This window comes from Klebsiella sp. KPN54798 (genome assembly GCF_021184225.1).
In the GTDB taxonomy this organism is placed as follows: Bacteria; Pseudomonadota; Gammaproteobacteria; order Enterobacterales; family Enterobacteriaceae; genus Klebsiella; species Klebsiella pneumoniae.
Genome location: NZ_CP089235.1, coordinates 61,578 through 84,720, shown reverse-complemented (window position 1 = coordinate 84,720; position 23,143 = coordinate 61,578). Strand labels below are relative to the sequence as shown.

Below are 23,143 nucleotides of genomic sequence, written 5' to 3'. Positions count from 1 at the left end.
CTCATTGGCTTTCCTGAAGTAGTCAGTGTGCGGAAGTGGATTTCCGTGTCTCGTTGTTGCACAAACACGACAACGCCGAATAGCTTCGCGTTTTATTAGGGCGAAGCTTGGAAGAAACACCAACTGCGCCATGTCTTTACCCGCAGCCAAGATGCCGATGCAACCCAGCAGATGCTACAGTTCAGGCGTAACAAAGCCACCGTTGGATCGCATCACAGCGCGCCGTTGCGATAACGGCTCAGCGTGGCAATCACTTCACTCAAAGGTTTATCGCTGAAGCTCAGAATGCCCTGCGACCAAGCGGCGCTTTCATCATCCACTGAGGCTATTGCACCAAATTCAGGCGCGCTAAACTGCAGACTCTCGCTTTCAAGGCCATGTACCAGATCAAATCGCGACTAATACATCTTATCCTTAAGCCCGGTCTTTCAGACGATCCAGTTTTTCAACTTTCTGACGAATACGTTGTTGTTTCAACGGTGACAGATAATCCATAAACAGTTTACCAACCAAGTGATCCATCTCATGCTGAATACAGATGGCTAACAAGCCGTCTGCTTCCAGTTCAAATGGTTTACCGTAGCGGTTCAGGGCGCGAATTTTCACTTTCTCTGCGCGTGGCACTAAAGCACGTTGTTCAGGGATCGACAGGCAACCTTCTTCAATGCCTGTTTCGCCGCTTTTTTCTAAAAGCTCCGGATTGATTAACACCAGCCGTTCGTCACGGTTTTCCGAAACATCAATAACAATGATACGTTGATGGATATCAACTTGGGTTGCCGCCAAGCCAATACCTTCTTCTGCATACATCGTCTCAAACATATCATCGACGATACGCTGAATTTCTGCATTCACTTCTTCTACCGGTTTAGCAACTTTGCGAAGCCGCTCGTCCGGAATATGTAACACTTGCAAAACTGACATAAATCTCCAGAGATATGTTAAGGGGTTAGAACGATTATTTTTCTATTCTAGACAAATCCCACTCTAATTAACAGCATTGTAGTAGTTTACTGAATTTGACCACTGAACAGAGGTGATGTGGTCGTCTCTGTTCAGGTGCATCAATGAAAACAAAGATTATCTAAATAGCTGCGCCGAATACCGCTACACTTTAACCAGCGCTGCGTTTCCCGGCTTTGTCCACGTCCGCCTGATGGCTTGCGCCCGCCGATACGTCGCTTTAAGCCGCTTCAGCAGGCTGATGAACAGCGCCGAACTTTTGCTGTTGCCGCCTACATAGCTGACTTTACCTGTTCCGCTGTGCAGTGCGCCAGCCAGATAATATTTTTCATTCTGACCAAGCGTCACCACTCGTTTTTGCTGTCCGCGCAACTGCCAGTCCGAACCGATTTTGGGATTAAGATGGATATCCACCTCATCTTCATAAAAAACCGGATATTTTGCGCTGCATTCGTCCAGTGCTTTGTGGATTGTCACCATCTTTTCATCCTTATGCGGGTCACGGATTCGCAGAGTTGGCGCGGCCCTGCGCCACACAAGCTCCGCAGAAGGCAACCAGCGGCGAACGGTTCCTGCATGTAACTGGCTGCCGGTTATCTCATTGATTTTGATTGCCAGAATTTTGTACTCCAGCGTGAGCGCTGGTAGCCAAAATCGCCGGGAGCATGTTTTACAAGCTCACGTAATTAAGTCCTTTTGCCCCCGCTCGGGGCTTTCCGGTTCAGGCCGGAGCTGGACGCTTCGGCATTAACCCTGACACAAACCGAACAGTATTGCCTTGTTCTACGCATGGTTGCGAAATAGCTACAAAAGTGAGAATATTAATAATAATGAATATCATTTTCAATGTTTGTTCGCATGGTCCACACCACAGGCTTCAGCAGCGACGTGACTTTGCAGCCTTTACCGGCCAGCACCTGCTGTACTGCATTTTCCGGTACGCGGGTTGACCCAGCCTGCATCGAGAGGAGGCTGGCAAACGCCACGCAGGTTCCGAGATCGATCTGCCCATGCAACCCGCGTATACACTTCCATTGAGCGTGGAGCCTTATAACCGACCAAGGCCTAGATGACTTTTCTCGGTTGCCGGTATTGGCGACAACTGTAGTACCAGATATTATCCATATCCTGACTGGCCTTCGGTGTAAGTTTAACGGTTAAGCGTATTGGGGTAATTTCCAGGTTACGCCCTTTCCTCTGTACGGAGGCATTACATTGCCTTTGGTAATTGGTGCTGTTGTGGAAGGAGTTCCTGCTACTTTCCAGATACCACTTTCAGAACATTTTGTCCGGTAGTTCTGGTCTGGGAAGTCATTCCGGTGATGGTGGTAATCCGAACAGCGGTTCGGGCTGGGGTACAACACGAACACACCTGTCTTAATTCGCCATCTTGCGTGCCTGCCCTTCTTCCTGAACATCTTTCACTGGCGTCCCTTGGTGAAATCTGAGCTGCCAACATTTCTGATGATTTGTACAAATATGGCTCCTCTGCCAAATTGACGAACGAAGCGTCTTTTTGAATCGACAACCTCGCTGCGGTACGTGAGCAACGCGCAGTCCTTGGTTAGTAAAGCCAACTGAAAGCTGTAAGCATTGATGACCTCCACGTCCTCGTTAATTAATGCTGCTACGGTCTGCGTTTTATCGTAACGCTCTCCCACAGTGGCCTATCTCCAGAGATTCGTCATTGTCCTCTTCTAAGCATCAACCGATTTAGCCATTAACAGCCCTATCAGCTGTTGAAAACTTTAGATTGAACCAGATGAAAATAGATATTATGGTAAATAAAACAGCAACGAAAAAAGCCGCTATAATCAGCGCCGCAGCGGCGGCACCACTTTTCGACACCAGCGGCACCAGCAATGCACAAAGCCCATAGCCAAGCGTATGACTGGTAGCAATCCAGCCCGCACCCGTGCCGTCTGTCAGTTTATCATTCAGTAGAAGCTGATAAGCAGGTGTTGCCAGAGCCGCCCCAAACGACAGCACCGCACAGCCGAGGTAAAACAACCATAGCTGTTCAGCGAACATTATCGCCAGGCCACAAATCATCAGCGCTCCGGCACTCAAAAGCAGCGCCATCGGCGTCAGGCGCTGCGGGCGGAGCACCCCGAACTGTGCGATAAGCGCGGCAACTGCGGCCAGCCCTAACAGCCACGCCACATGATGGCTAATAGCGGCGGTATCTGTAGCGAACTGGCGAGTAAGGGCGGGAGAAAGACCAAGCTGCATCATGCTCACCGCCGCAGCTAATAACAGCGCGCAAAGCAGATAAGGCAGGCAATCCAGCCTCAGGCTGGCGCTCTTGCGCTCCGCTGTAGGCCGCGGTGACGTGCCAGGCAACCGCAGCAGCATCACCAGCGCCAGCAGTGGCGCTGCCATCAGCAGCCCCATCGGCGCCAGAGGGTGAATTGCCAGCATCGCCGCCGCGCACAACGGCCCGAATAGTCTGCCGCAGCTCAAGCCGGAGCTAATGGTTGCCAGAGCGACCATGCTATTCCCTTCCCCCGCTCTCTGCAATGCCCAGACCTGACAGGCTGGTACCATCGCTGACACGGTAAGCCCGTAGGCGATCCGCGCGATGATTAATATTCCCAGCCCCACCGCTGTTGTTACAGCGCCGGTCGCCATCAGCATGCTTCCCAGCCCAAGCAGAGTAAAGCTTGCACCGTATCCCCCCAGAGCCCACAGCACCACAGGCTTACTGCCAATACGGGCAATTTGCTTTCCCCACCACGGGGAAGACGGCAGGAACAGCATTGAGCCAAGCATCAGCAAAGCCGCCCAAATCGACAAACTCAGGTTTGTCTGAATCACCAGTACAGGGATCGCGACCAGCAGGCCGTTTTGCCCGACACCGAGTAACCCCGCGCTGAACGCAAGCGGCCAGCAGGACAATGTTTTTTGCGGCATTTCCGCGCTCTCAAGAGACGTCACGATGTTGTAATTCCATATATTGATTGTGCTTATTTATAAAATAAATTTTATCAATCCTAATAATTTTTGTTGATAATGGGAATCTTTATCGACAAAATTCTCATTATCATGACGAGTGAGATCTGTTTGACTATGACTTTGCCAACTAAAACCTCAACCTTGGATGTGGCTGCGCAGTGCTTCCTTAATTCCTTGGTTCGTGAAACCAAAGACTGGCGGCTGACGGAATACCAGCCAACCCAATTGATCATCCCGCTGGGCGAACAGCAGGCGCTCCATTTCAGAGTGGCTTATTTCTCCCCAACCCAGCATCACCGCTTTGAATTTCCGGCGCGTCTGGTCACGGCCTCCGGCAGTCACCCCGTCGATTTCGCCACCCTCTCCCGGCTTATTGTTGATAAGCTCCAGCACCAACTCTTGCTACCCGCGACCAGTTGCGAAACCTTCCACCAGCGCGTGATGGAAAGCCACGCCCATACGCAGCAGGCAATTGATGCCCGCCATGACTGGGCAGCCCTGCGTGAAAAAGCGTTGAACTTTGGCGAGGCGGAGCAGGCTCTGCTGGTCGGGCACGCCTTCCACCCGGCGCCTAAGTCTCATGAACCGTTTAACCAGCAGGAGGCCGAACGCTACCTGCCGGACTTCGCGCCCCACTTCCCGCTGCGGTGGTTTGCGGTGAACAAAACGCAGATCGCCGGTGAAAGCCTGCATCTCAACCTGCAACAACGGTTGACGCGATTTGCCGCAGAGAATGCGCCGCAGTTACTCAATGAATTAAGCGACAATCAATGGCTATTCCCGCTGCACCCGTGGCAGGGGGAGTATCTGTTGCAGCAGGAATGGTGCCAGGAGCTTGTCGCTAAAGGGCTGATTAAAGATTTAGGCGAGGCCGGCGCGCCGTGGCTACCGACCACCTCTTCCCGCTCGCTATACTGCGCCACCAGCCGCGACATGATCAAATTCTCCCTGAGCGTGCGCCTGACCAACTCCGTCCGTACCCTGTCAGTGAAAGAAGTGAAGCGTGGAATGCGCCTGGCGCGCCTGGCGCAAACCGACGACTGGCAGACGCTACAGGCCCGCTTCCCGACTTTCCGGGTGATGCAGGAAGACGGTTGGGCCGGGCTGCGCGATCTCCACGGCAACATCATGCAGGAAAGCCTGTTTGCCCTGCGTGAAAACCTGCTGGTGGATCAGCCGCAAAGCCAGACTAACGTACTGGTCTCCCTGACCCAGGCCGCGCCGGATGGCGGTGATTCGCTGCTGGTTGCGGCGGTAAAACGCCTGAGCGATCGCCTCGGCATCACTGCGCAACAGGCCGCCCACGCATGGGTCGATGCTTACTGCCATCAGGTGCTGAAGCCGCTGTTTACGGCTGAAGCGGATTACGGCCTGGTGCTGCTGGCGCATCAGCAAAATATTCTGGTTCAGATGCTTGGGGATCTGCCGGTCGGGCTTATCTACCGTGACTGCCAGGGCAGCGCGTTTATGCCTCACGCGGCAGGCTGGCTCGACACCATTGGCGAGGCGCAGGCGGAAAACGTCTTCACCCGTGAGCAGTTGCTGCGCTACTTCCCTTATTACCTGCTGGTTAACTCCACTTTTGCCGTGACCGCCGCGCTGGGCGCTGCCGGGCTGGACAGTGAAGCGAATCTGATGGCTCGCGTACGAACGTTGCTGGCTGAAATGCGTGATCAGGTGACTCATAAAACCTGTCTCAACTACGTGCTGGAAAATCCGTACTGGAACGTAAAAGGTAACTTTTTCTGTTATCTGAACGACCACAACGAGAACACCATCGTCGATCCCTCGGTGATCTACTTCGATTTCGCCAACCCGCTGCTGGCTCAGGAGGGTTAAATGTCTAAGGCAAACATCGTTCACAGCGGATATGGACTGCGCTGTGAAAAACTCGACAAGCCTCTGAATCTTAGCTGGGGGCTGGACAATAGCGCGGTGCTGCACTGGCCGGGGCCGTTGCCGACAGGGTGGCTGCGCGACGCGCTGGAGCAGATATTTATCGCCGCACCGCAACTTTCAGCGGTGGTTCTCCCTTGGGCCGAATGGCGTGAGGAGCCACAGGCGCTGACGCTTTTCGGGCAGGTAAAAAGCGACATCATCCATCGCACCGCCTTCTGGCAGTTACCGCTATGGCTGAGTTCTCCGGCAAACCGGGCCTCCGGCGAAATGGTTTTTGATGCAGAGCGTGAGATTTATTTCCCGCTGCGCCCACCCCGTCCGCAGGGCGAGGTTTATCGCCGTTACGATCCACGCGTTCGCAAGACGCTGAGTTTCCGCGTTGCCGATCCCGTTCTTGATGCAGAACGTTTCACCCGCTGGATGAACGATCCGCGCGTTGAGTATTTCTGGGAGCAAAGCGGCTCGCTGGAGGTACAGACCGCCTATCTGGAACGCCAGCTCACCGGTAAACATGCGTTCCCGCTGATCGGCTGCTTCGACGATAGGCCGTTTAGCTATTTCGAAATCTACTGGGCGGCGGAAGACCGCATTGGCCGCCACTATTCATGGCAACCCTTTGACCGTGGCCTGCATCTGCTGGTTGGTGAACAGCAATGGCGCGGAGCCCACTACGTACAAAGCTGGCTGCGAGGGCTGACACATTACCTGTTGCTGGATGAGCCCCGCACGCAGCGCACCGTACTGGAGCCACGCGCCGATAACCAGCGCCTGTTCCGCCACCTTGAGCCTGCGGGATACCGGACAATTAAAGAGTTCGACTTCCCACACAAGCGCTCGCGCATGGTGATGGCGGATCGCCATCACTTCTTCACGGAGGTCGGTCTGTAATGAATCACAAGGATTGGGATTTTGTTAACCGCCAGCTGGTGGCAAAAATGCTGGCCGAGCTGGAGTATGAGCAGGTTTTCCACGCGGAATCTCAGGGCGATGGCCGCTACTGCATTAACCTGCCGGGCGCACAATGGCGCTTCAGCGCTGAACGCGGCATCTGGGGCTGGCTGTGGATTGATGCTCAAACGCTGCGCTGCGCGGACGAGCCCGTTCTGGCGCAAACGCTACTGATGCAGCTAAAGCCGGTGCTGTCGATGAGCGATGCCACCGTTGCTGAGCATATGCAGGATTTGTATGCCACGCTGCTGGGTGACCTGCAACTGCTGAAGGCACGGCGCGGGCTGAGCGCCAGTGACCTGATTGATCTTGATGCCGACCGCCTGCAATGCCTGCTAAGCGGCCATCCTAAATTCGCTTTTAATAAAGGTCGTCGGGGCTGGGGCAAAGAGGCGCTGGAGCGATATGCGCCAGAGTACGCCAACACCTTCAGACTGCACTGGCTGGCGGTAAAACGTGAGCATATGGTCTGGCGCTGCGACAGCGAGCTGGATATTCAGCAGTTGTTGGCGGCCGCGATGGACCCGCAGGAGTTTGCCCGCTTCAATCAGGTCTGGCAGGACAACGGGCTGGATAACGACTGGCTGCCACTGCCGGTACATCCGTGGCAGTGGCAGCAAAAAATCTCCCTCGACTTCATCGCCGATCTTGCCGAAGGCAGGATGGTTTCGCTCGGCGAGTTTGGCGACTTGTGGCTCGCGCAGCAGTCGCTGCGCACCCTGACCAACGCCAGTCGCCAGGGCGGGCTGGATATCAAGCTGCCGCTGACCATCTACAACACCTCCTGCTACCGGGGGATTCCGGGCAAATACATCGCCGCCGGGCCGCTGGCCTCACGCTGGCTGCAACAGGTTTTTGCGACCGACGCCACGCTTAAGCAAAGCGGCGCGGTGATCCTCGGTGAACCGGCGGCGGGCTATGTGTCCCATGAAGGCTATGCCGCGCTTGCCCAGGCCCCCTACCGCTACCAGGAGATGCTCGGCGTTATCTGGCGTGAGAATCCGTGTCGCTGGCTGAAGCCGGACGAAAGTCCGATTCTGATGGCAACACTGATGGAGTGCGATGAAAACAATCAGCCGCTGATAGGCGCATATATCGACCGCTCCGGGCTGGACGCTGAAACCTGGCTCACGCAGCTGTTCCGAGTGGTAGTGGTTCCGCTGTATCACCTGCTTTGCCGCTACGGCGTCGCGCTTATCGCCCACGGACAAAATATAACGCTCGCCATGAAAAAGGGCGTACCGCAGCGCGTGCTGTTGAAAGATTTCCAGGGCGATATGCGGCTGGTGAAAGATGCGTTCCCGGAAATGGACTCCCTGCCTCAGGAGGTGCGTGACGTCACCGCTCGCCTGAGCGCCGACTACTTAATTCATGATTTACAGACCGGCCACTTCGTGACGGTTCTGCGCTTTGTTTCGCCACTGATGGCTCGCCTTGGCGTACCGGAGAGGCGTTTTTATCAACTGCTGGCAGCAGTGTTGAGTGATTACATGCAGGAACACCCACAAATGTCAGCGCGCTTTGCGCTTTTCTCACTCTTCAAGCCACAAATTATTCGCGTAGTACTGAACCCGGTAAAACTGACCTGGCACGACCAGGACGGCGGCAGCCGCATGTTGCCGAATTACCTTGAGGATCTGCAAAACCCGCTGTGGCTGGCAACCAGGGACTGAATCATGACAAACACTGTAGATTTTATTGGCATAGGCATCGGCCCGTTCAACCTGAGCATCGCGGCGCTGTCTCATCAGGCAGAAGGATTAAGCAGCCGCTTCTTTGACGGCCGCCCGCATTTTGCCTGGCATCCCGGCATGCTGGTGCCGGACTGCCATATGCAGACCATGTTCCTGAAAGATCTGGTTAGCGCTGTGGCTCCCACAAGCCCGTACAGCTTTGTTAATTATCTGGTGAAGCGCAAAAAATTCTACCGCTTCCTGACCACCGAACTGCGTACCGTATCCCGCGATGAGTTTTCCGACTACCTGCGCTGGGCCGCCGAAGGGATGAACAATCTGCATTTCAATCATACCGTTGAGAGTATTGATTTCGACGAGAGACACCAGCGGTTTGTGGTGCAGACCAGCCAGGGCGAAAGCGTTGCCCGCAATATCTGCCTTGGCATTGGCAAGCAACCGCACCTGCCGCCTTGCGTAAAAACGGCGACGCAAACCTGCTTCCACGCCAGTGAAATGAGCCTGCGCCGGCCAGACCTCGGCGGCAAGCGAGTCAGCGTGGTTGGCGGCGGGCAAAGCGGCGCCGACCTGTTTCTCAATGCGCTACGCGGAGAATGGGGCGACGTTGCAGAGATCAGTTGGGTCTCGCGCCGCAATAACTTTAACGCGCTGGATGAGGCGGCGTTCGCCAACGAATACTTCACGCCTGAGTACGTTTCAGGCTTCGTCGGTCTGAATGAACGCGCGCGCCAGAAGATGCTCGACGAGCAGAAAATGACCTCCGACGGCATCACGGCCGACTCGCTACTGACCATTTATCGCGAGTTGTATCATCGCTTCGAGGTACTGAGGCAACCGCGTAACGCCCGTCTGCTGCCAAGCCGCTCGGTCACCGGGCTGGAAAGTCGCGGCCAGAGCTGGCAACTGCTGCTGGAGCATCATCTGGATAACGGCTATGACACACTGGAAAGCGACGTGGTGATTTTCGCCACCGGATACCGTCCCGCGCTGCCGCAGATTCTTTCACCGCTGATGTCGCGAATCGCCATGCGCGATGAGTGCAATTTCAAAGTACGCGACGACTTCACCCTGGAGTGGAACGGCCCGAAAGAGAACAACATCTTCGCGGTCAACGCCAGTATGCAAACCCATGGCATCGCCGAACCCCAGCTCAGCCTGATGGCATGGAGATCTGCACGTATTCTTAATCGTGTAATGGGACGTGATTTATTCGATCTCAGTATGCCGCCCGCCCTGATTCAGTGGCGCAGCGGCACCTAGGGAAAACGCAGCCGGAGGCTGCTTCTTTAACTCGCTACACAGCATCTTTGGGCTGATTTTTTCCGCCCGTGTGGAGGAATAATGATGATAAGCAAAAAGTATACGCTTTGGGCTCTCAACCCACTGCTTCTTACCATGATGGCGCCAGCAGTCGCTCAACAAACCGATGATGAAACGTTCGTGGTGTCTGCCAACCGCAGCAATCGCACCGTAGCGGAGATGGCGCAAACCACCTGGGTTATCGAAAACGCCGAACTGGAACAGCAGATTCAGGGCGGCAAAGAGCTTAAAGACGCACTGGCTCAGCTGATCCCTGGCCTTGACGTCAGCAGCCGAAGCCGCACCAACTACGGTATGAATGTGCGTGGCCGCCCTCTGGTCGTGCTGGTTGACGGCGTACGTCTCAACTCTTCACGTACCGACAGCCGACAACTGGACTCTATAGATCCTTTTAATATCGACCGTATTGAAGTGATCTCCGGTGCGACGTCCCTGTACGGCGGCGGCAGTACCGGTGGCCTGATCAACATCGTGACCAAAAAAGGCCAGCCGGAAACCATAATGGAGTTTGAGGCTGGCACCAAAAGTGGCTTTAGCAGCAGTAAAGATCACGATGAACGCATTGCCGGAGCTGTCTCCGGCGGAAATGAGCATATTTCCGGACGTCTTTCCGTGGCATATCAGAAATTTGGCGGCTGGTTTGACGGTAACGGCGATGCCACCCTGCTTGATAACACCCAGACCGGCCTGCAGTACTCCGATCGGCTGGACATCATGGGAACTGGTACGCTGAACATCGATGAATCCCGGCAGCTTCAGTTGATCACACAGTACTATAAAAGCCAGGGCGACGACGATTACGGGCTTAATCTCGGGAAAGGCTTCTCTGCCATCAGAGGGACCAGCACGCCATTCGTCAGTAACGGGCTGAATTCCGACCGTATTCCCGGCACTGAGCGGCATTTGATCAGCCTGCAGTACTCTGACAGCGCTTTCCTGGGACAGGAGCTGGTCGGTCAGGTTTACTACCGCGATGAGTCGTTGCGATTCTACCCGTTCCCGACGGTAAATGCGAACAAACAGGTGACGGCTTTCTCTTCGTCACAGCAGGACACCGACCAGTACGGCATGAAACTGACTCTGAACAGCAAACCGATGGACGGCTGGCAAATCACCTGGGGGCTGGATGCTGATCATGAGCGCTTTACCTCCAACCAGATGTTCTTCGACCTGGCTCAGGCAAGCGCTTCCGGAGGGCTGAACAACAAGAAGATTTACACCACCGGGCGCTATCCGTCGTATGACATCACCAACCTAGCGGCCTTCCTGCAATCAGGCTATGACATCAATAATCTCTTTACCCTCAACGGTGGCGTACGCTATCAGTACACTGAAAACAAGATTGATGATTTCATCGGCTACGCGCAGCAACGGCAGATTGCCGCCGGGAAGGCTACATCCGCCGACGCCATTCCTGGCGGCTCAGTCGATTACGACAACTTCCTGTTCAACGCCGGTCTGCTGATGCACATCACCGAACGCCAGCAGGCATGGCTCAACTTCTCCCAGGGCGTGGAGCTGCCGGACCCGGGTAAATACTATGGTCGCGGCATCTATGGTGCTGCAGTGAACGGCCATCTTCCTCTAACAAAGAGTGTGAACGTCAGCGACAGCAAGCTGGAAGGCGTGAAAGTCGATTCTTATGAGCTGGGCTGGCGCTTTACTGGCAATAATCTGCGCACCCAAATCGCGGCCTACTATTCGATTTCTGATAAGAGCGTGGTGGCGAATAAAGATCTGACCATCAGCGTGGTGGACGACAAACGCCGTATTTACGGCGTGGAAGGTGCGGTGGACTACCTGATTCCTGATACTGACTGGAGTACCGGAGTGAACTTCAACGTGCTGAAAACTGAGTCGAAAGTGAACGGTACCTGGCAGAAATACGATGTGAAGACAGCAAGCCCATCAAAAGCGACAGCCTACATTGGCTGGGCACCGGACCCGTGGAGTCTGCGCGTGCAGAGCACCACCTCCTTTGACGTGAGCGACGCGCAGGGCTACAAGGTCGATGGCTATACCACCGTGGATCTGCTCGGCAGTTATCAGCTTCCGGTGGGTACACTCAGCTTCAGCATTGAAAACCTCTTCGACCGTGACTACACCACTGTCTGGGGGCAGCGTGCACCACTGTACTACAGCCCGGGTTACGGCCCAGCGTCACTGTACGACTACAAAGGCAGGGGCCGAACCTTTGGTCTGAACTACTCTGTGCTGTTCTGACCGGTATTCCTTTACAACAAAGGTACGCTGATATCAACATGGCCGCTGACAGCCAAGTTGATATCATATAATACACGACATAATCTGTAGTCAGGGAGGATAGACTCTTTACTGACTACAGATTAAGATTATGTCGTATTCCGTGCTCATTTCCTCAAAAAAATACAAGAAAAGAATTAGTATTCTAACAAAAAGTGAAATAAATTGTATCAAACTCCCTCTTTTAATCCTGTTGAGTAAATCAGCTTTTGCAATAGGATTGAAAGAGTGTGAGTGGAATCTCTTCCGGATACTCGTTACCACCGTGGCTAGAATATCTACGGCTGCGGGCCAGTAATAGATTAAGTGATAACAGCTGTCTGGAAATGTAGGGGCGTATCCACTAATCATAATGGGGTTCTACGCCGGAACCGCCGAAATTTCCGTCACTGCCAGTGAAACCTCTTTTCCATCCACGAATCCGTTACCTGTAACACTGACTGACATCGTGTGATATTCAGGATGTTACTGGTAAGTTGAGCCAGTCATGCTTTTTTTAGTTTTGGAAAAAAGCAATAAAAACAAATGAATATATCTCATCCCTCTTATTTTTTATAAATATTCCTTGCCTACCTATCTATTGATAGGTAGGATGCAGGTATACTTAATCACCAGGAGAGATCGTCCATGAAACGCATTATCCATACCACCGTTGCCGCACTTGCTCTTACCCTGGCCAGCTACGCAGCCGCCGCAGATGAAATTAACCGTCAGGACGCTGCGGGTCTGATGCCGTCAGGCCATATTTCTGCCGGCAATCTGTCAACGCTAGACGAAGTGACCGCTGCGCTTAAAGCCAGAGTAGAGCAGGCCGGGGCCTCTTACTTCCGTATCACTTCGCTTGACGGTAAAAATAAATTTTACGGAACCGCCGTTATCTACCGCTAAGGTACGTATACAGTGCCCTTCATACATAACAGGAAAATGCGGTGTCTACTTACGACAAAATACTTCGCCTGACGGATACCTTAATTCAGCAACGCGGATTTCTGGGTTTCAGCTATGCCGACCTGGAAAAAGAGATTGGTATCAGAAAAGCCAGTATCCACCACCATTTTCCCGGGAAAACCGATCTGGGTTTGGCCTACTGCGAATACAAAACAGGGGTGTTTAGTCAGCTTGATGCCGCCCTCCATGATATTCCTCCGGGGGTACAACGCCTCAGGGCGTATCTCGACGCGTTTGCCGGCTGTGCAGAGAGAGAGGAAATGTGCGGCGTTTACGCCATGCTGTCGGACAGTCACCAGTTCTCCTCTGAACTGCAGAAAGCTGTCAGCTGCCTGGCACAGACGGAGATGCTAATACTGAAAAACGTCCTTGCTTCCGGGCAGAAAAGCGGCGAGCTCAGGTCTGTCGTCCCTCCTGATGAGCTTGCCATCATTGTCTGCTCCGCACTGAAGGGCGCGCTGATGCTGAACCGGATCCCTCCTCATGATGCCTATACCGGTGCCGTTGACGCTTTAATGATGATGCTTGATGCCCGTACCTGATTTCTGACAGGGCATAGTTTTTTGCCTGGAGAATAGAATGAAAAATTTTTTCAAAAGTTTTATCCGCTCAGACAACGACATGGTTATTCTTCGCCTGTCGGTTATCACGATATTTATGTTGTTCGGGACCTATAAATGGTTTGATTTTGAAGTGATGGCCCTCGAACCTATTATTTCCTCAACATGGCTGAATATCCTGTATATCCTCTTTGGTGTCCACGGGGGGAGCTACTTCCTCGGCGTAATGGAAACGCTTACCTTTCTGGCACTGATTATCGGTTTCTTCAGACCTGCTGCCGGCGTGCTGGGGGATATCATCGTTATCGTCACAGGTATCACCACACTGAGTTTGCTGCCACAACTGGGGAAAATTGACAGCTTCATCATAAAAGATGTTCTGTTAATCGGTGCCGGTGCTGTCCTGCTGAAACATGACCTGAAAAGATATTTAACTATCAGGGCCTGAAAGCCCTCCCTGTAACCCAAAGGAAAAATTATGAACATGAACTGGAATGAATAAAGAAAAAACCTAAAAATGTCGGCTCACTCGTGACTGAGATCCCTGAACCCCTGAAGGTCTATCAGACTATCGCTGAATTTGCCAATCGTCAGGGCGTGCTGGACCAGAAAACACAGGAGCTGATTTCCCTGGCGGTCGCCGTAACGACCCGGTGCGACGGCTGCATCAGTATTCACTCACAGGCGGCCCTGAAAGCCGGTGCATCCAGAGAAGAAATCGCCGCTGCGCTGGCCGTGGCTGTTTCCCTGAACGCGGGCGCCGCAGTAGTTTATTCATCACATGTGATGGAAGCCATAAATCAGTAAAGCATATATAATGAAGTATATAACGATGGCAGGTAAGCTGTTATCAACTCATGGAGGAAAAAATGAAGACCAGACTTAAAGTTATCCTGCTAATTTCACACCTGGCTGTTCTGGGAGCGGGTACCGGCCTGGGGATTTATCTGCTGCCGATACTGACTGCCCAGGAAAATGCTTCGCTGAACGAAATCAACGATGTGCGGAAGCTGGCAAAATATAAGGGTGATTTTAAACGTAATCAGAAAGGCAGCGATGTTCTTCACTGGGCAGAGGGCGAGCTTTACGTTACCGATAACGAAATCGCCTTCAAAGGTGAAGTAGCGCCCGGGCCGGATTACAAAATCTATCTGACGAAAAAACAGGCGGTAGATAAGAGTTCTTTTCTGGAAATGAAAAAAGAGGCCGTGCTGATTGGAGAACTCAAAAACTTTGGTAATTTCAGAAAGAGTATTCCTGACAGTGTTAACGTCAATGAATTCACCACCGTTCAGATATGGTGTGAACGGTTCTCCAAATTTATTGGCTCTGCTGAATACCGGCATGAGGCCGGACAATAATCATCTGTGGTTCTGTTTTATGAGTAATCACTACAAGGAAACTTAAATATGTTAAAGAAAACCGTTATAACCAGCGCTGTTGTGTCTGCCCTGTTACTCTCATCCTCCGGTATTGCGGCCGCCGTCGCCGGCGATAAATCCGGCGCGCAAACGCCAGCAGCCAGCCGGCTCGTCATGTCGTCAGATTCTTACGGCGAAATTATTGGGCAATTCAACAGCCCTGACGGGGCGGTCGTGGGGGCCACTTTGCCTGGCAAAAGTGTTTCATTCAGCATTCCGGTGAAGAAACATCACGGACAGTATCTGCATTTTGCCTTCATGCATGCCGCCTCTGCGTCAGAAGGCTGGTTCTTTGCCCCGGCGTCAGAACAGGGGATTAATCTCACAGGTCTGATGACTGAGGACGGGAAACCGGTAGACATAACGGAACAGATTGCTCTTTTCCGGGCTCCTGCTGCAGACCAGCTTGTGAAAGTTACAGCAGATAGTGGAAAACTCAGGCTCGGGGCTGCAGCGAAGTTTATGACGGCAAAACTGACCCGTCATAATGGTATGTTTGTCATCAGCATTAAAAATATTTCTGAAGGAGACTACGAAACACCATTTTCCTCCGGTGTGTGGGGCGTGACAGGAACCGCAGTCCGAAGTTTCGACCATGAACCTTCTTCAGCCTTATCAAAACTGGCCACCACAGGGCACAGAGGCGAATTGTATAAACTTGCTCAGAAAAAAATACCAGAACAAAATAACGCACTTTCAATGGAGCTGACCAGAGGTGCCATTAAAATGGCCGAAGAACAGATGGCAGGTCATAAAAAAATAGGTAGCATCAGCGGAACTGCGCCAACTCAGGGAGAACTGGAGAAGAAATTTGCCATGGCTGCGGCGCAAATGGGGGCCAGATATTACGTTATCACCGGCCTCAGTAATAACAACTATGCCTTTGGTAACGCTGATATCTACGAATAACTAAAACGCTTTATTATGCAGTGAACGTTATCCCCCATCCTTGAGGGGCAAGGGGATAACGTTCAGGATTATCGCCACCGGGAATAACAGATGAACACCGATTTTTCTTACAGAGATTTATTTCGTGACTTAAGTTCGCTAATGGCGGGAGAAACCAGCTTTGTTACCATGATGGCTAACACCAGCTCGCTGCTGTATAACCGTATGGAGAATATAATTTTATGTGCTGGAGAAGGATATCCTTGTTCTTGGACCATTCCAGGGGGAACATTGCCTGCGCCCGAATTCCGGTAGGCTCCGGCGTTTGCGGGACGGCAGTTGCAGAGGAACGGATCCTGTGCATAAATAATGTCCATAGTTTTAATGGTCATATTGTCTGTGATACAGCCAGTAACTCGGAAATCGTTTTACCTGTCCGGATTAATAATACCGTCGTTGGTGCTCTGGACATAGACAGCCCCGCATTTTCCCGTTTTTCATCAGAGGACGAACTGTGATTAAATAAACTGGCAGTACAATTCGGTAAAATGGCTGAATTAACCGATTATCTTAAAATTGTCTCTTTTTTAGATGGCTATACTCTTTTATCGAAAATTTATGATTCACACCATCTAATAAAAATATTGTGTTTGAGTCTGGTAGGTATGCATGTATATCACTGTTTGATATTAGACAAAGATAATATTGGATGTCCGGAAAATACATTTCATTCCTGCAAAGAAGTAAGTGTTTTCGGTAACGATATACAATCTCATAGTGTTCTTACCTTTAATGCATCCTTATATATCAACTAAAACTGTCATTAATTATATATGATTATTATATTATTTATTGAGTGTGAGACGTTTTATGGTGATTATTTTTTTTGCGCCTCCTTCTTCTTGATAGGAATATGTTTCTCAACCTCCTTCTTTGAGCTATGTAAGAATAAAAATTATAAATTGACAAATAAAATAGAAAAAGAATTATAAATATAATGGATGGATAGTTCACCTCCTCCTCCCTTTTTATCTAGGTATTTGATGTGCACCATTTTTCATCAGTTATTTCTTTATTTAAGTTGTAAAGATACATAAATCTTATGAATCTTTTACAACCAAATTTTCTTGTTATTTTACATCTGTGACACGATAGTGTTTTCTCTTCAATTTTTAGACGGCTTTTTAATTCATGGATGCCCTCCCTCCTGGAGAGTAAGCATTGTAGAATGATTTGTTCTTTTTTTGTTAGTTGTGGGTAATGATTTCCAATCCGGCTAACATTTTTCTTTAAGTATGCATAATATAGCTCTTCAATGTTTTTTTTAAATTTCCTTGCATGTTGACATAGATGTCATAATCACACCCTTTAGGATAAAACTTCTCCCCCCCCCCCGAAATGTCAAGCCACATCCATTGACTTATCATATTTAATGTTTTCCTTAACATTTTATAACCATCCCATTTCCCTGAATAAAAAATCCGGCTATCAACCAATACTCTTATATTTCTTTTCTGCTTAATAACTATTGGTTTATCCATCGAGCCTTCATACGTAATATAAACCAGAGGTAGTCCAGTTAACTGCTTTAGGCCGAAATAAAAATAATAATCATCAGTTAACACTAATGTAACATCCTTATTGCACATAAAGTAAATATATTTTTCCATTGAAACACCAGTTTCATTATCTAATGATGCCTCCAGTAATTTATCTATTCAATTATAAATGTATTTCTTTTTAAAGCAACATAATACCATTTTACATGAAACATAATGTTTACAGTTTCATGATGAATTATTATTCATTTTATGTGCTTAATAAGGTTTGTGTTTGTGTTTGCATGGTAGTAACAAATTGATTTTACTTTGAAAAAATAAATAAAGCATTTCCCTGTGTGATTAAGAATTCATAAAAAAGAATTGGGTATTTGTTTATTTAGGAATTATTTTAATAATACCCTCTTTTGAAATAATTATCACGATAATTTTATTAAAAACAACAATACCCTTGGGGATTAGATTAATCTTACCCACCAATAGTGGACACAGGACTAAGTGAGTAAACTCTCAACCAGAGGTGACTCATGACAAAACCAGTATCAATCAGCAAGAAGCCCCGTAAACAACATACGCCTGAATTTCGTAACGAAGCCCTGAAACTCGCTGAACGCATCGGTGTGGCCGCCGCAGCCCGTGAACTCAACCTGTACGAATCTCAGCTTTATGCCTGGCGCAGTAAACAGCAGCAACAAATGAGTTCGTCAGAGCGCGAAAGCGAACTGGCCGCTGAAAATGTCCGCCTTAAACGACAACTGGCGGAGCAGGCTGAGGAACTGGCCATCCTCCAAAAGGCCGCGACATACTTCGCGAAGCGCCTGAATTTCAGTATCTTTAAGCTTTCCCCCCGCTCGTCATTCCGTAACCCGGGCGAGCAGATTGACGGCAGCTTCCGGCTGAATGATGACTTTTACCTGTTGGAAGCTAAGTGGCATCAGAACAGAACGCCAGCGGCAGATTTGCACGTATTCGAAGGAAAACTCAGCACCAAGGCAAAGTGGGCCCGGGGCGTGTTCATCAGATGGATGGGGTTTACTGATGAAGGTCTGACGGCCTTCGGGAAAGGAAAACGGGTGATCTGTGTCAGCGGTTATGATCTTTACCATTCACTCAGTCATGGTATCGCTCTGCCCGACCTTCTGGACGCAAAACTCCGACACGCAGCGGAAACAGGGGAACCTTATGCCCAGTTCGACAGGCTTTACACTCTTAAGGGCATAATAAGCGGCACGCCGAAATAACCTGCATGGTAATTCAAGAAATTACCCTGCAGAGAGCGGCTTTCTTCACCCAGTCTTCCAGCACCAGACCCGGCACCCGCTCAAACTCTCTCACATTGTTCGTCACTAGGACGGCGCCGGCCGCGATAGCGTGCCCAGCAATGGCCGTGTCGTTCGGGCCGATCGGCGTCCCGGCGAGGCGCAGCGCCACCCGGATGTCCGTCGTGGCGTCCACCGCGGCCCGGTCCCAGGGCAGGATGGCATCGAGGCGCGCGCAGAACGCGTCGACCAGCTGAATATGGCGCGGCGAGGCCTTCGGGCCGGTGGCGCCGAAGCGCATCTCGGCATACGTCACGGCCGAGACCACGATGCGATCACCGCGCAGCACCGCCTGTTCCAGGCGCTTCAGCACCGCTGCCGGCTGCTCGCGCATGATGAACGAGCAGATGTTAGTGTCGAGCATCCAGGTTTTCTTCATGGCTCAAAGCGTCCTTCATCGCTGACCACATCCTCACGCTCCGCCATAAAGTCCGGAGCGGCCCTGTCCAGCTGCGCGAACGAGCCCCAGGTCGGCCGGACGGGACGCAGAATGATGCTGTCCCCTTCCCGGACGATCTCCAGCTCGCTGACGCCGTCAAAATCCAGGTCCCGGGGCAGACGGATGGCGCGGTTATTGCCGTTTTTAAATATCGAAACTGTGCGCATGGATGTTCCTCCAACTGATCATGCATGATGTGTGAGTGCATATGTGCAGTATATGCCTGCCAGATTGGTTTGTATAGGTGTCGCATATGCAGATGACTGGCATATGCGTATGTCTGCCCTATGCAGATGCGCGGAATATGGATATGCTGTGCATATCCTGTTTTCTCATTTCTCCACCGCAGATCCGAAAAATACCACAGCTGGAGGTGGCTGTTTGAACCTGCGATTCAGTGAGATAACAGGAACTGACGGCCGGTCAGCGGGTAAACGCCTTCAGAAAAAGTCACCCTGGGCGAGAAAATGGAAGTGGGGAAAATGGCATGAAGGAATTAAATAACCAATTAAAATCAGATAAATAGTGGGTTTTCGTGCCTTGAATCGGGCGAAATTTAATGTTTTCGGAAGTGAGAGGTTGCCTGATAATGGCATCAGGCAGCTGCCGACCGGTGATATGGTGATTTACAATAATGCCGGACAGTACCTGATTTGCGCGATCTATTAAACCTGGCACCGGGCTGACAGTCTTTAATTGAGCGACCTGCAGGCCTCTATATAGTTTTATCCCTCGTCCGGCGTCATACCGGAGCCACTGATACAGGATGTCCTGATGCACTTTTATGTTGATGAAACCGGCCATACCGGACCGAACCTTTTTGACAGCACTCAGCCGATACTGTCCTACGGCGTGCTGTCCTCACCCGATGATCTCGATACTGTCGCGGAGCCTGCCCTCGCTGCGCTGCGTAAAAAAATGGGGGTGGTGCGACTGCACGCCGCCGAACTGGGTATGCACCGCCTGGATAACGTCATCGATACGTTACTGGTTCTGCAGAAAAAGCACCGTATCCGCTTTGATATCTGGCAGGTGGTCAAACGCGATCACGCCATCATTTCCTTCTTCGATCAGGTGTTTGACCAGGGGATGAATCCGGTGGTGCCCTGGACGGCCTACTGGACCCCGCTTCGCTATCCCCTGCTGATAAATCTGGCCCGGCTGTTTGATGATGAGCTAGCGGAAAAAGCCTGGCGCGCCCGTCTGGAAGCCCACGATGGCCGGTCGGCGGCGTTGTTGGGGGAAGTCTGCAGCGTACTGCTTTCACGTGTCGGGATGCTGGGCGATCCCCGTTTCATTGAAATTGTGACTGATGCGCTGTCGTGGGCAATGGCCCACTTTGATGAACTCAGCTACAACTGCAAAACCAATAAAGAAAAACTGCAGATCATGCCAAACATGATTGGCTTTCAGTCCGTGCTTCATGGGATCTGCCACCGGCTAGGCGCTCCCAACCGCAAGGCCCGCATCATTGTTGATCAGCAATCGCAGTTCAACACCACCCAGCGGGAGTTGAGCGTATTTTATCGTCAGATTCGCGCTCAGCCATGGGAGCTGGGGCCAGGTCTGCCGGTGATGGACATGAAAAACATGCCAGAGCAACCGCTGGTCTTCCAGTCTGGTACGCAGAGCGCCGGACTGGAACTGGTTGATCTCTATCTGTGGATCTTCAAACGCTTTATGGAAGGTAAAGAACTAACCCGGCCGCTGACACGCCTGGTTTATACCAACCGGCATACCTCTATCACCTCCAGCGTGTCACTGGACGCGATCGGCAAACAGTTTAAAGCGTTCATGGAGACCCTGCCGGAGCCAACGGCGGACATGTTGCAAAAAGGGCGTGAACTTCAGGCCCGGGAAGAAGCCCGCCGTCTGCAGCACCGGGTTCCCGGTTTCACTAGCATCTGACCGGCGGGTAGCACGATGGAAAATCAGGAGCACCTGACGCTGATCCACTCGCTGATCAAAACCCACGCCTTCAACGGTTATACCCTAGTCAGCACGAAGTACTGGCAGACGCCCTCGGTCAGTGACATTTCCGTGGTCCGGGGGCTGATCCCCCTGACTGACCTGGAGCTGGCCCACCGGCTGGCGGTGGACCCACGAACTATCCGCAAATGGAAATCCGGTCAGACACAGATGGTGTTCACCACCTGGTGCTGTCTGTGCTGGCTGGCCGGGCTGGGCATGCCGCTGGATAACGAAATCAGCGACTGAAGACGCGACGGTAGATACGGCGGAAAATATACCGGCGGTAATATCGCCAGCTGCATGTCCAGATATAGGGAAGCTCGTCAAAGTGGGTTAAGAACCAGGTGAGGCTCCGGTACGCTACGACAACGGCCCAGATGAACTTACCGATGGCGATGAGGGTGAGGATGACAGTAAATACTGCTGCGATAAATGTAGACATAGTGTTCTCCTTTATGTCCGGGTTGATGTGCAGGTATTTACTGTTGACGAGTGGACTTAAAGGCCGCTTTTCCGCAAAAAGTGAAAATAAATTCGTTTTTCGCCTTTTATTGCCGTTATGTATTGAATAAGACAGAACCTTTGTTGATTACGCATTAATGCCGTTTTTGCAATAATTTTTCACTTTATTTCTTATTTTGTTCGCAATGTCTCTGTTTCGTTCCTCAGATCCGAAAAAAGGTAGTTCCGGATCTCAGTAAAATCGTATGAATTTTGAGTTGTCTCCACTCCTTCCCTTTTTCAAAATGTTATCTATAACTGGCTGAGGAACTTCACTGCTGCGGAGGCTAATTTGGGCGTAAAAATTACAGGTATAGATAAATTGCAGAAACAATTGAAAGAAGTTGAGGAAGCGGCTGAAACCCTTAACGGTAGTTATCCGGTAAGTTTTGATGCAAACGATCCTGTCAGCATTGAAACTGCGATTCAGGAAGCGTACAGCATGTTGGAGGAGCGAGCCTCACGGTATGCCGCTAATCCGATGATTAGTCCCATGATCGAGGCCATGAAAGAGGATTTGCGTCAGCAAATTCTGGATAGTGCCGAACAGCAAAGACAGGAGAACGGGCAGGATGGCAATTGACATTTTTCAGTCACTCAAAAATTGTGTGTATGATTTGCAGCGTGCTGATGCACAGAACTATCAGCAACCACTGAAACAACTGGCCCGGCTCCTGAACGACGGTAATCTACAGGCTGTTAACGAACGCCTGACATGTGATGTCGATCTTGACGCCTTTCTGGCGAAAAGTCATGAAACCGAATCCAGTATGGCCGGCTCCGCCATCCTGCAGTGGCCTGAAGAACCGCGTGAAATTTTAGGCCTGAAGCTTTTGTTAATCAGGAAAATGTCCGTTAACGATAATTTCGCATTCAATTTTTGCCACACGTTTTTCTATGACCGAAAAATTATTGAATCTGTCCGTAAGTTCACATCCTCGTTACTGGTAACTTTTGTTCGCGACTACCAGCTGTATGTTGAGAATGAATCCGATCCTGATCCGGTAGTAATACGTCAGGTCTCGCGCAAAATTTTTATTGTTCACGGCCATGATAATGATGCCCTTCAGTCTGTTGCCCGCTTTATATCCCGGATAGGGCTGGAGGAAATCATTCTCTCTGAACGTCCTGATGGCTCAAGGACTGTAATCGAGAAATTTGAAGCGGAGTCAGGAGATGTCAGCTTTGCCATAGTGCTGATGACACCCGACGACAGTGGAAATGCCCTGGCATCTGAAAACACACGACTGCGTGCACGCCAGAATGTCCTGTATGAACTGGGATATTTCGCGGGTAAGCTTGGGCGCGGGAAAGTGCTGGTACTAAGGAAGGGAGATATCGAAATACCTTCCGATCTCGCGGGCGTACTCTATACCGAGCTTGATGAGCATGGTGGATGGAAACGCAAGCTGCTGAGTGAGCTGACGTATGCCGGTGTTCCTTTTGACAAGGAAAAAGCGTTAAGCGCCTGATCCACTTATTGAGTAATAAAAAGG

21 protein-coding genes and 7 pseudogenes are annotated in these 23,143 nt (G+C 51.1%); 18 read left to right on the top strand and 10 right to left on the bottom strand.

What is annotated here, in order from left to right; all coding sequences use genetic code 11:
- Positions 1-215 precede the first annotated feature (215 nt).
- From LPQ25_RS26425 to LPQ25_RS26400, 6 genes and pseudogenes are all read right to left on the bottom strand, one after another.
- A pseudogene (locus LPQ25_RS26425) lies at positions 216-365 on the bottom strand (ferric citrate uptake sigma factor regulator FecR); the annotation flags it as partial.
- Between the two features lie 49 nt (positions 366-414).
- On the bottom strand, positions 415-924 hold the full coding sequence (gene def, locus LPQ25_RS26420) for a peptide deformylase (RefSeq protein ID WP_004145290.1): 510 nt from the start codon (positions 922-924) through the stop codon (positions 415-417).
- 231 nt (positions 925-1,155) lie between these two features.
- Positions 1,156-1,649 (bottom strand): annotated as a pseudogene (locus LPQ25_RS26415) (IS630 family transposase); the annotation flags it as partial.
- A 135-nt stretch (positions 1,650-1,784) separates the two neighbouring features.
- Positions 1,785-1,949, bottom strand: coding sequence for a hypothetical protein (locus LPQ25_RS26410; protein WP_223174999.1), 165 nt, complete (start codon positions 1,947-1,949; stop codon positions 1,785-1,787).
- A gap of 435 nt (positions 1,950-2,384) precedes the next feature.
- A complete protein-coding gene (locus LPQ25_RS26405) occupies positions 2,385-2,624 on the bottom strand; it encodes a hypothetical protein (RefSeq protein ID WP_004145299.1) in 240 nt (79 codons plus the stop codon).
- 52 nt (positions 2,625-2,676) lie between these two features.
- Positions 2,677-3,876 carry an MFS transporter gene (locus LPQ25_RS26400; RefSeq protein ID WP_023302795.1) on the bottom strand — a complete coding sequence of 400 codons (1,200 nt, stop codon included), beginning with the start codon at positions 3,874-3,876 and terminating at the stop codon, positions 2,677-2,679.
- Between the two features lie 156 nt (positions 3,877-4,032).
- On the opposite strand from LPQ25_RS26400, the gene iucA reads away from it, so the two are divergent.
- The 12 genes and pseudogenes from iucA to LPQ25_RS26340 form a co-directional block, all read left to right on the top strand.
- Complete coding sequence (iucA, locus tag LPQ25_RS26395; protein WP_004213920.1) at positions 4,033-5,757, top strand: aerobactin synthase IucA; 1,725 nt, start codon at positions 4,033-4,035, stop codon at positions 5,755-5,757.
- Complete coding sequence (gene iucB / locus LPQ25_RS26390) at positions 5,758-6,705, top strand: N(6)-hydroxylysine O-acetyltransferase IucB (protein WP_004213921.1); 948 nt, start codon at positions 5,758-5,760, stop codon at positions 6,703-6,705.
- Entirely contained in the window at positions 6,705-8,438 is a 1,734-nt protein-coding gene (iucC, locus tag LPQ25_RS26385; RefSeq protein WP_004213922.1) for an NIS family aerobactin synthetase IucC, read from the top strand. Before iucB ends, iucC begins: the two co-directional genes overlap by 1 nt.
- 3 nt (positions 8,439-8,441) lie before the next feature.
- A pseudogene (iucD, locus tag LPQ25_RS26380) lies at positions 8,442-9,775 on the top strand (NADPH-dependent L-lysine N(6)-monooxygenase).
- A gap of 25 nt (positions 9,776-9,800) precedes the next feature.
- Complete coding sequence (iutA, locus tag LPQ25_RS26375; protein ID WP_004213924.1) at positions 9,801-12,002, top strand: ferric aerobactin receptor IutA; 2,202 nt, start codon at positions 9,801-9,803, stop codon at positions 12,000-12,002.
- 666 nt (positions 12,003-12,668) lie between these two features.
- Positions 12,669-12,929: a YdgH/BhsA/McbA-like domain containing protein gene (locus tag LPQ25_RS26370; protein ID WP_004213925.1), complete on the top strand. Its 261-nt coding sequence runs from the start codon at positions 12,669-12,671 to the stop codon at positions 12,927-12,929.
- A gap of 41 nt (positions 12,930-12,970) precedes the next feature.
- Positions 12,971-13,531, top strand: coding sequence for a TetR/AcrR family transcriptional regulator (locus tag LPQ25_RS26365; protein WP_004213927.1), 561 nt, complete (start codon positions 12,971-12,973; stop codon positions 13,529-13,531).
- Positions 13,532-13,568: 37 nt separating this feature from the next.
- Positions 13,569-13,997, top strand: a complete 429-nt coding sequence (locus tag LPQ25_RS26360; RefSeq protein WP_004902152.1) for a DUF417 family protein — start codon at positions 13,569-13,571, stop codon at positions 13,995-13,997.
- Positions 13,998-14,080: 83 nt separating this feature from the next.
- Complete coding sequence (locus tag LPQ25_RS26355; protein WP_004213932.1) at positions 14,081-14,356, top strand: carboxymuconolactone decarboxylase family protein; 276 nt, start codon at positions 14,081-14,083, stop codon at positions 14,354-14,356.
- A gap of 62 nt (positions 14,357-14,418) precedes the next feature.
- Positions 14,419-14,910, top strand: coding sequence for a DM13 domain-containing protein (locus LPQ25_RS26350; RefSeq protein WP_011251327.1), 492 nt, complete (start codon positions 14,419-14,421; stop codon positions 14,908-14,910).
- Between the two features lie 48 nt (positions 14,911-14,958).
- On the top strand, positions 14,959-15,879 hold the full coding sequence (locus LPQ25_RS26345) for a YdgH/BhsA/McbA family protein (RefSeq protein WP_004213934.1): 921 nt from the start codon (positions 14,959-14,961) through the stop codon (positions 15,877-15,879).
- Positions 15,880-15,969: 90 nt separating this feature from the next.
- A pseudogene (locus LPQ25_RS26340) lies at positions 15,970-16,454 on the top strand (GAF domain-containing protein); the annotation flags it as partial.
- A 436-nt stretch (positions 16,455-16,890) separates the two neighbouring features.
- Here LPQ25_RS26340 and rmpA2 read toward each other — a convergent pair.
- Positions 16,891-17,528 (bottom strand): annotated as a pseudogene (gene rmpA2, locus LPQ25_RS26335) (mucoid phenotype regulator RmpA2).
- A gap of 416 nt (positions 17,529-17,944) precedes the next feature.
- Here rmpA2 and LPQ25_RS26330 point away from each other — a divergent pair.
- Positions 17,945-18,252: pseudogene (locus tag LPQ25_RS26330) on the top strand (transposase); the annotation flags it as partial.
- Positions 18,242-18,658, top strand: a pseudogene (locus LPQ25_RS27325) (restriction endonuclease); the annotation flags it as partial. The pseudogenes LPQ25_RS26330 and LPQ25_RS27325, both read left to right, overlap by 11 nt.
- A 13-nt stretch (positions 18,659-18,671) precedes the next feature.
- Here LPQ25_RS27325 and LPQ25_RS26320 read toward each other — a convergent pair.
- A complete protein-coding gene (locus LPQ25_RS26320) occupies positions 18,672-19,115 on the bottom strand; it encodes a type II toxin-antitoxin system VapC family toxin (protein ID WP_004213072.1) in 444 nt (147 codons plus the stop codon).
- Positions 19,112-19,342: a type II toxin-antitoxin system VapB family antitoxin gene (gene vapB / locus LPQ25_RS26315; RefSeq protein WP_004213073.1), complete on the bottom strand. Its 231-nt coding sequence runs from the start codon at positions 19,340-19,342 to the stop codon at positions 19,112-19,114. Before vapB ends, LPQ25_RS26320 begins: the two co-directional genes overlap by 4 nt.
- 607 nt (positions 19,343-19,949) lie before the next feature.
- On the opposite strand from vapB, the gene LPQ25_RS26310 reads away from it, so the two are divergent.
- Entirely contained in the window at positions 19,950-21,083 is a 1,134-nt protein-coding gene (locus LPQ25_RS26310) for a DUF3800 domain-containing protein (protein ID WP_004213075.1), read from the top strand.
- Between the two features lie 15 nt (positions 21,084-21,098).
- Positions 21,099-21,392 carry a hypothetical protein gene (locus tag LPQ25_RS26305; protein WP_004213076.1) on the top strand — a complete coding sequence of 98 codons (294 nt, stop codon included), beginning with the start codon at positions 21,099-21,101 and terminating at the stop codon, positions 21,390-21,392.
- Here LPQ25_RS26305 and LPQ25_RS26300 read toward each other — a convergent pair.
- A complete protein-coding gene (locus LPQ25_RS26300) occupies positions 21,382-21,588 on the bottom strand; it encodes a hypothetical protein (RefSeq protein ID WP_004213077.1) in 207 nt (68 codons plus the stop codon). The two genes, LPQ25_RS26305 and LPQ25_RS26300, sit on opposite strands and share 11 nt — an antisense overlap.
- 351 nt (positions 21,589-21,939) lie before the next feature.
- Between LPQ25_RS26300 and LPQ25_RS26295 the strand changes: the two genes are divergently transcribed.
- Both LPQ25_RS26295 and LPQ25_RS26290 read left to right on the top strand, forming a co-directional pair.
- On the top strand, positions 21,940-22,230 hold the full coding sequence (locus LPQ25_RS26295; RefSeq protein WP_004213078.1) for a hypothetical protein: 291 nt from the start codon (positions 21,940-21,942) through the stop codon (positions 22,228-22,230).
- Positions 22,220-23,119, top strand: a complete 900-nt coding sequence (locus tag LPQ25_RS26290) for a TIR domain-containing protein (protein WP_004225022.1) — start codon at positions 22,220-22,222, stop codon at positions 23,117-23,119. The genes LPQ25_RS26295 and LPQ25_RS26290 overlap by 11 nt, the downstream gene beginning before the upstream one ends.
- Positions 23,120-23,143 lie beyond the last annotated feature (24 nt).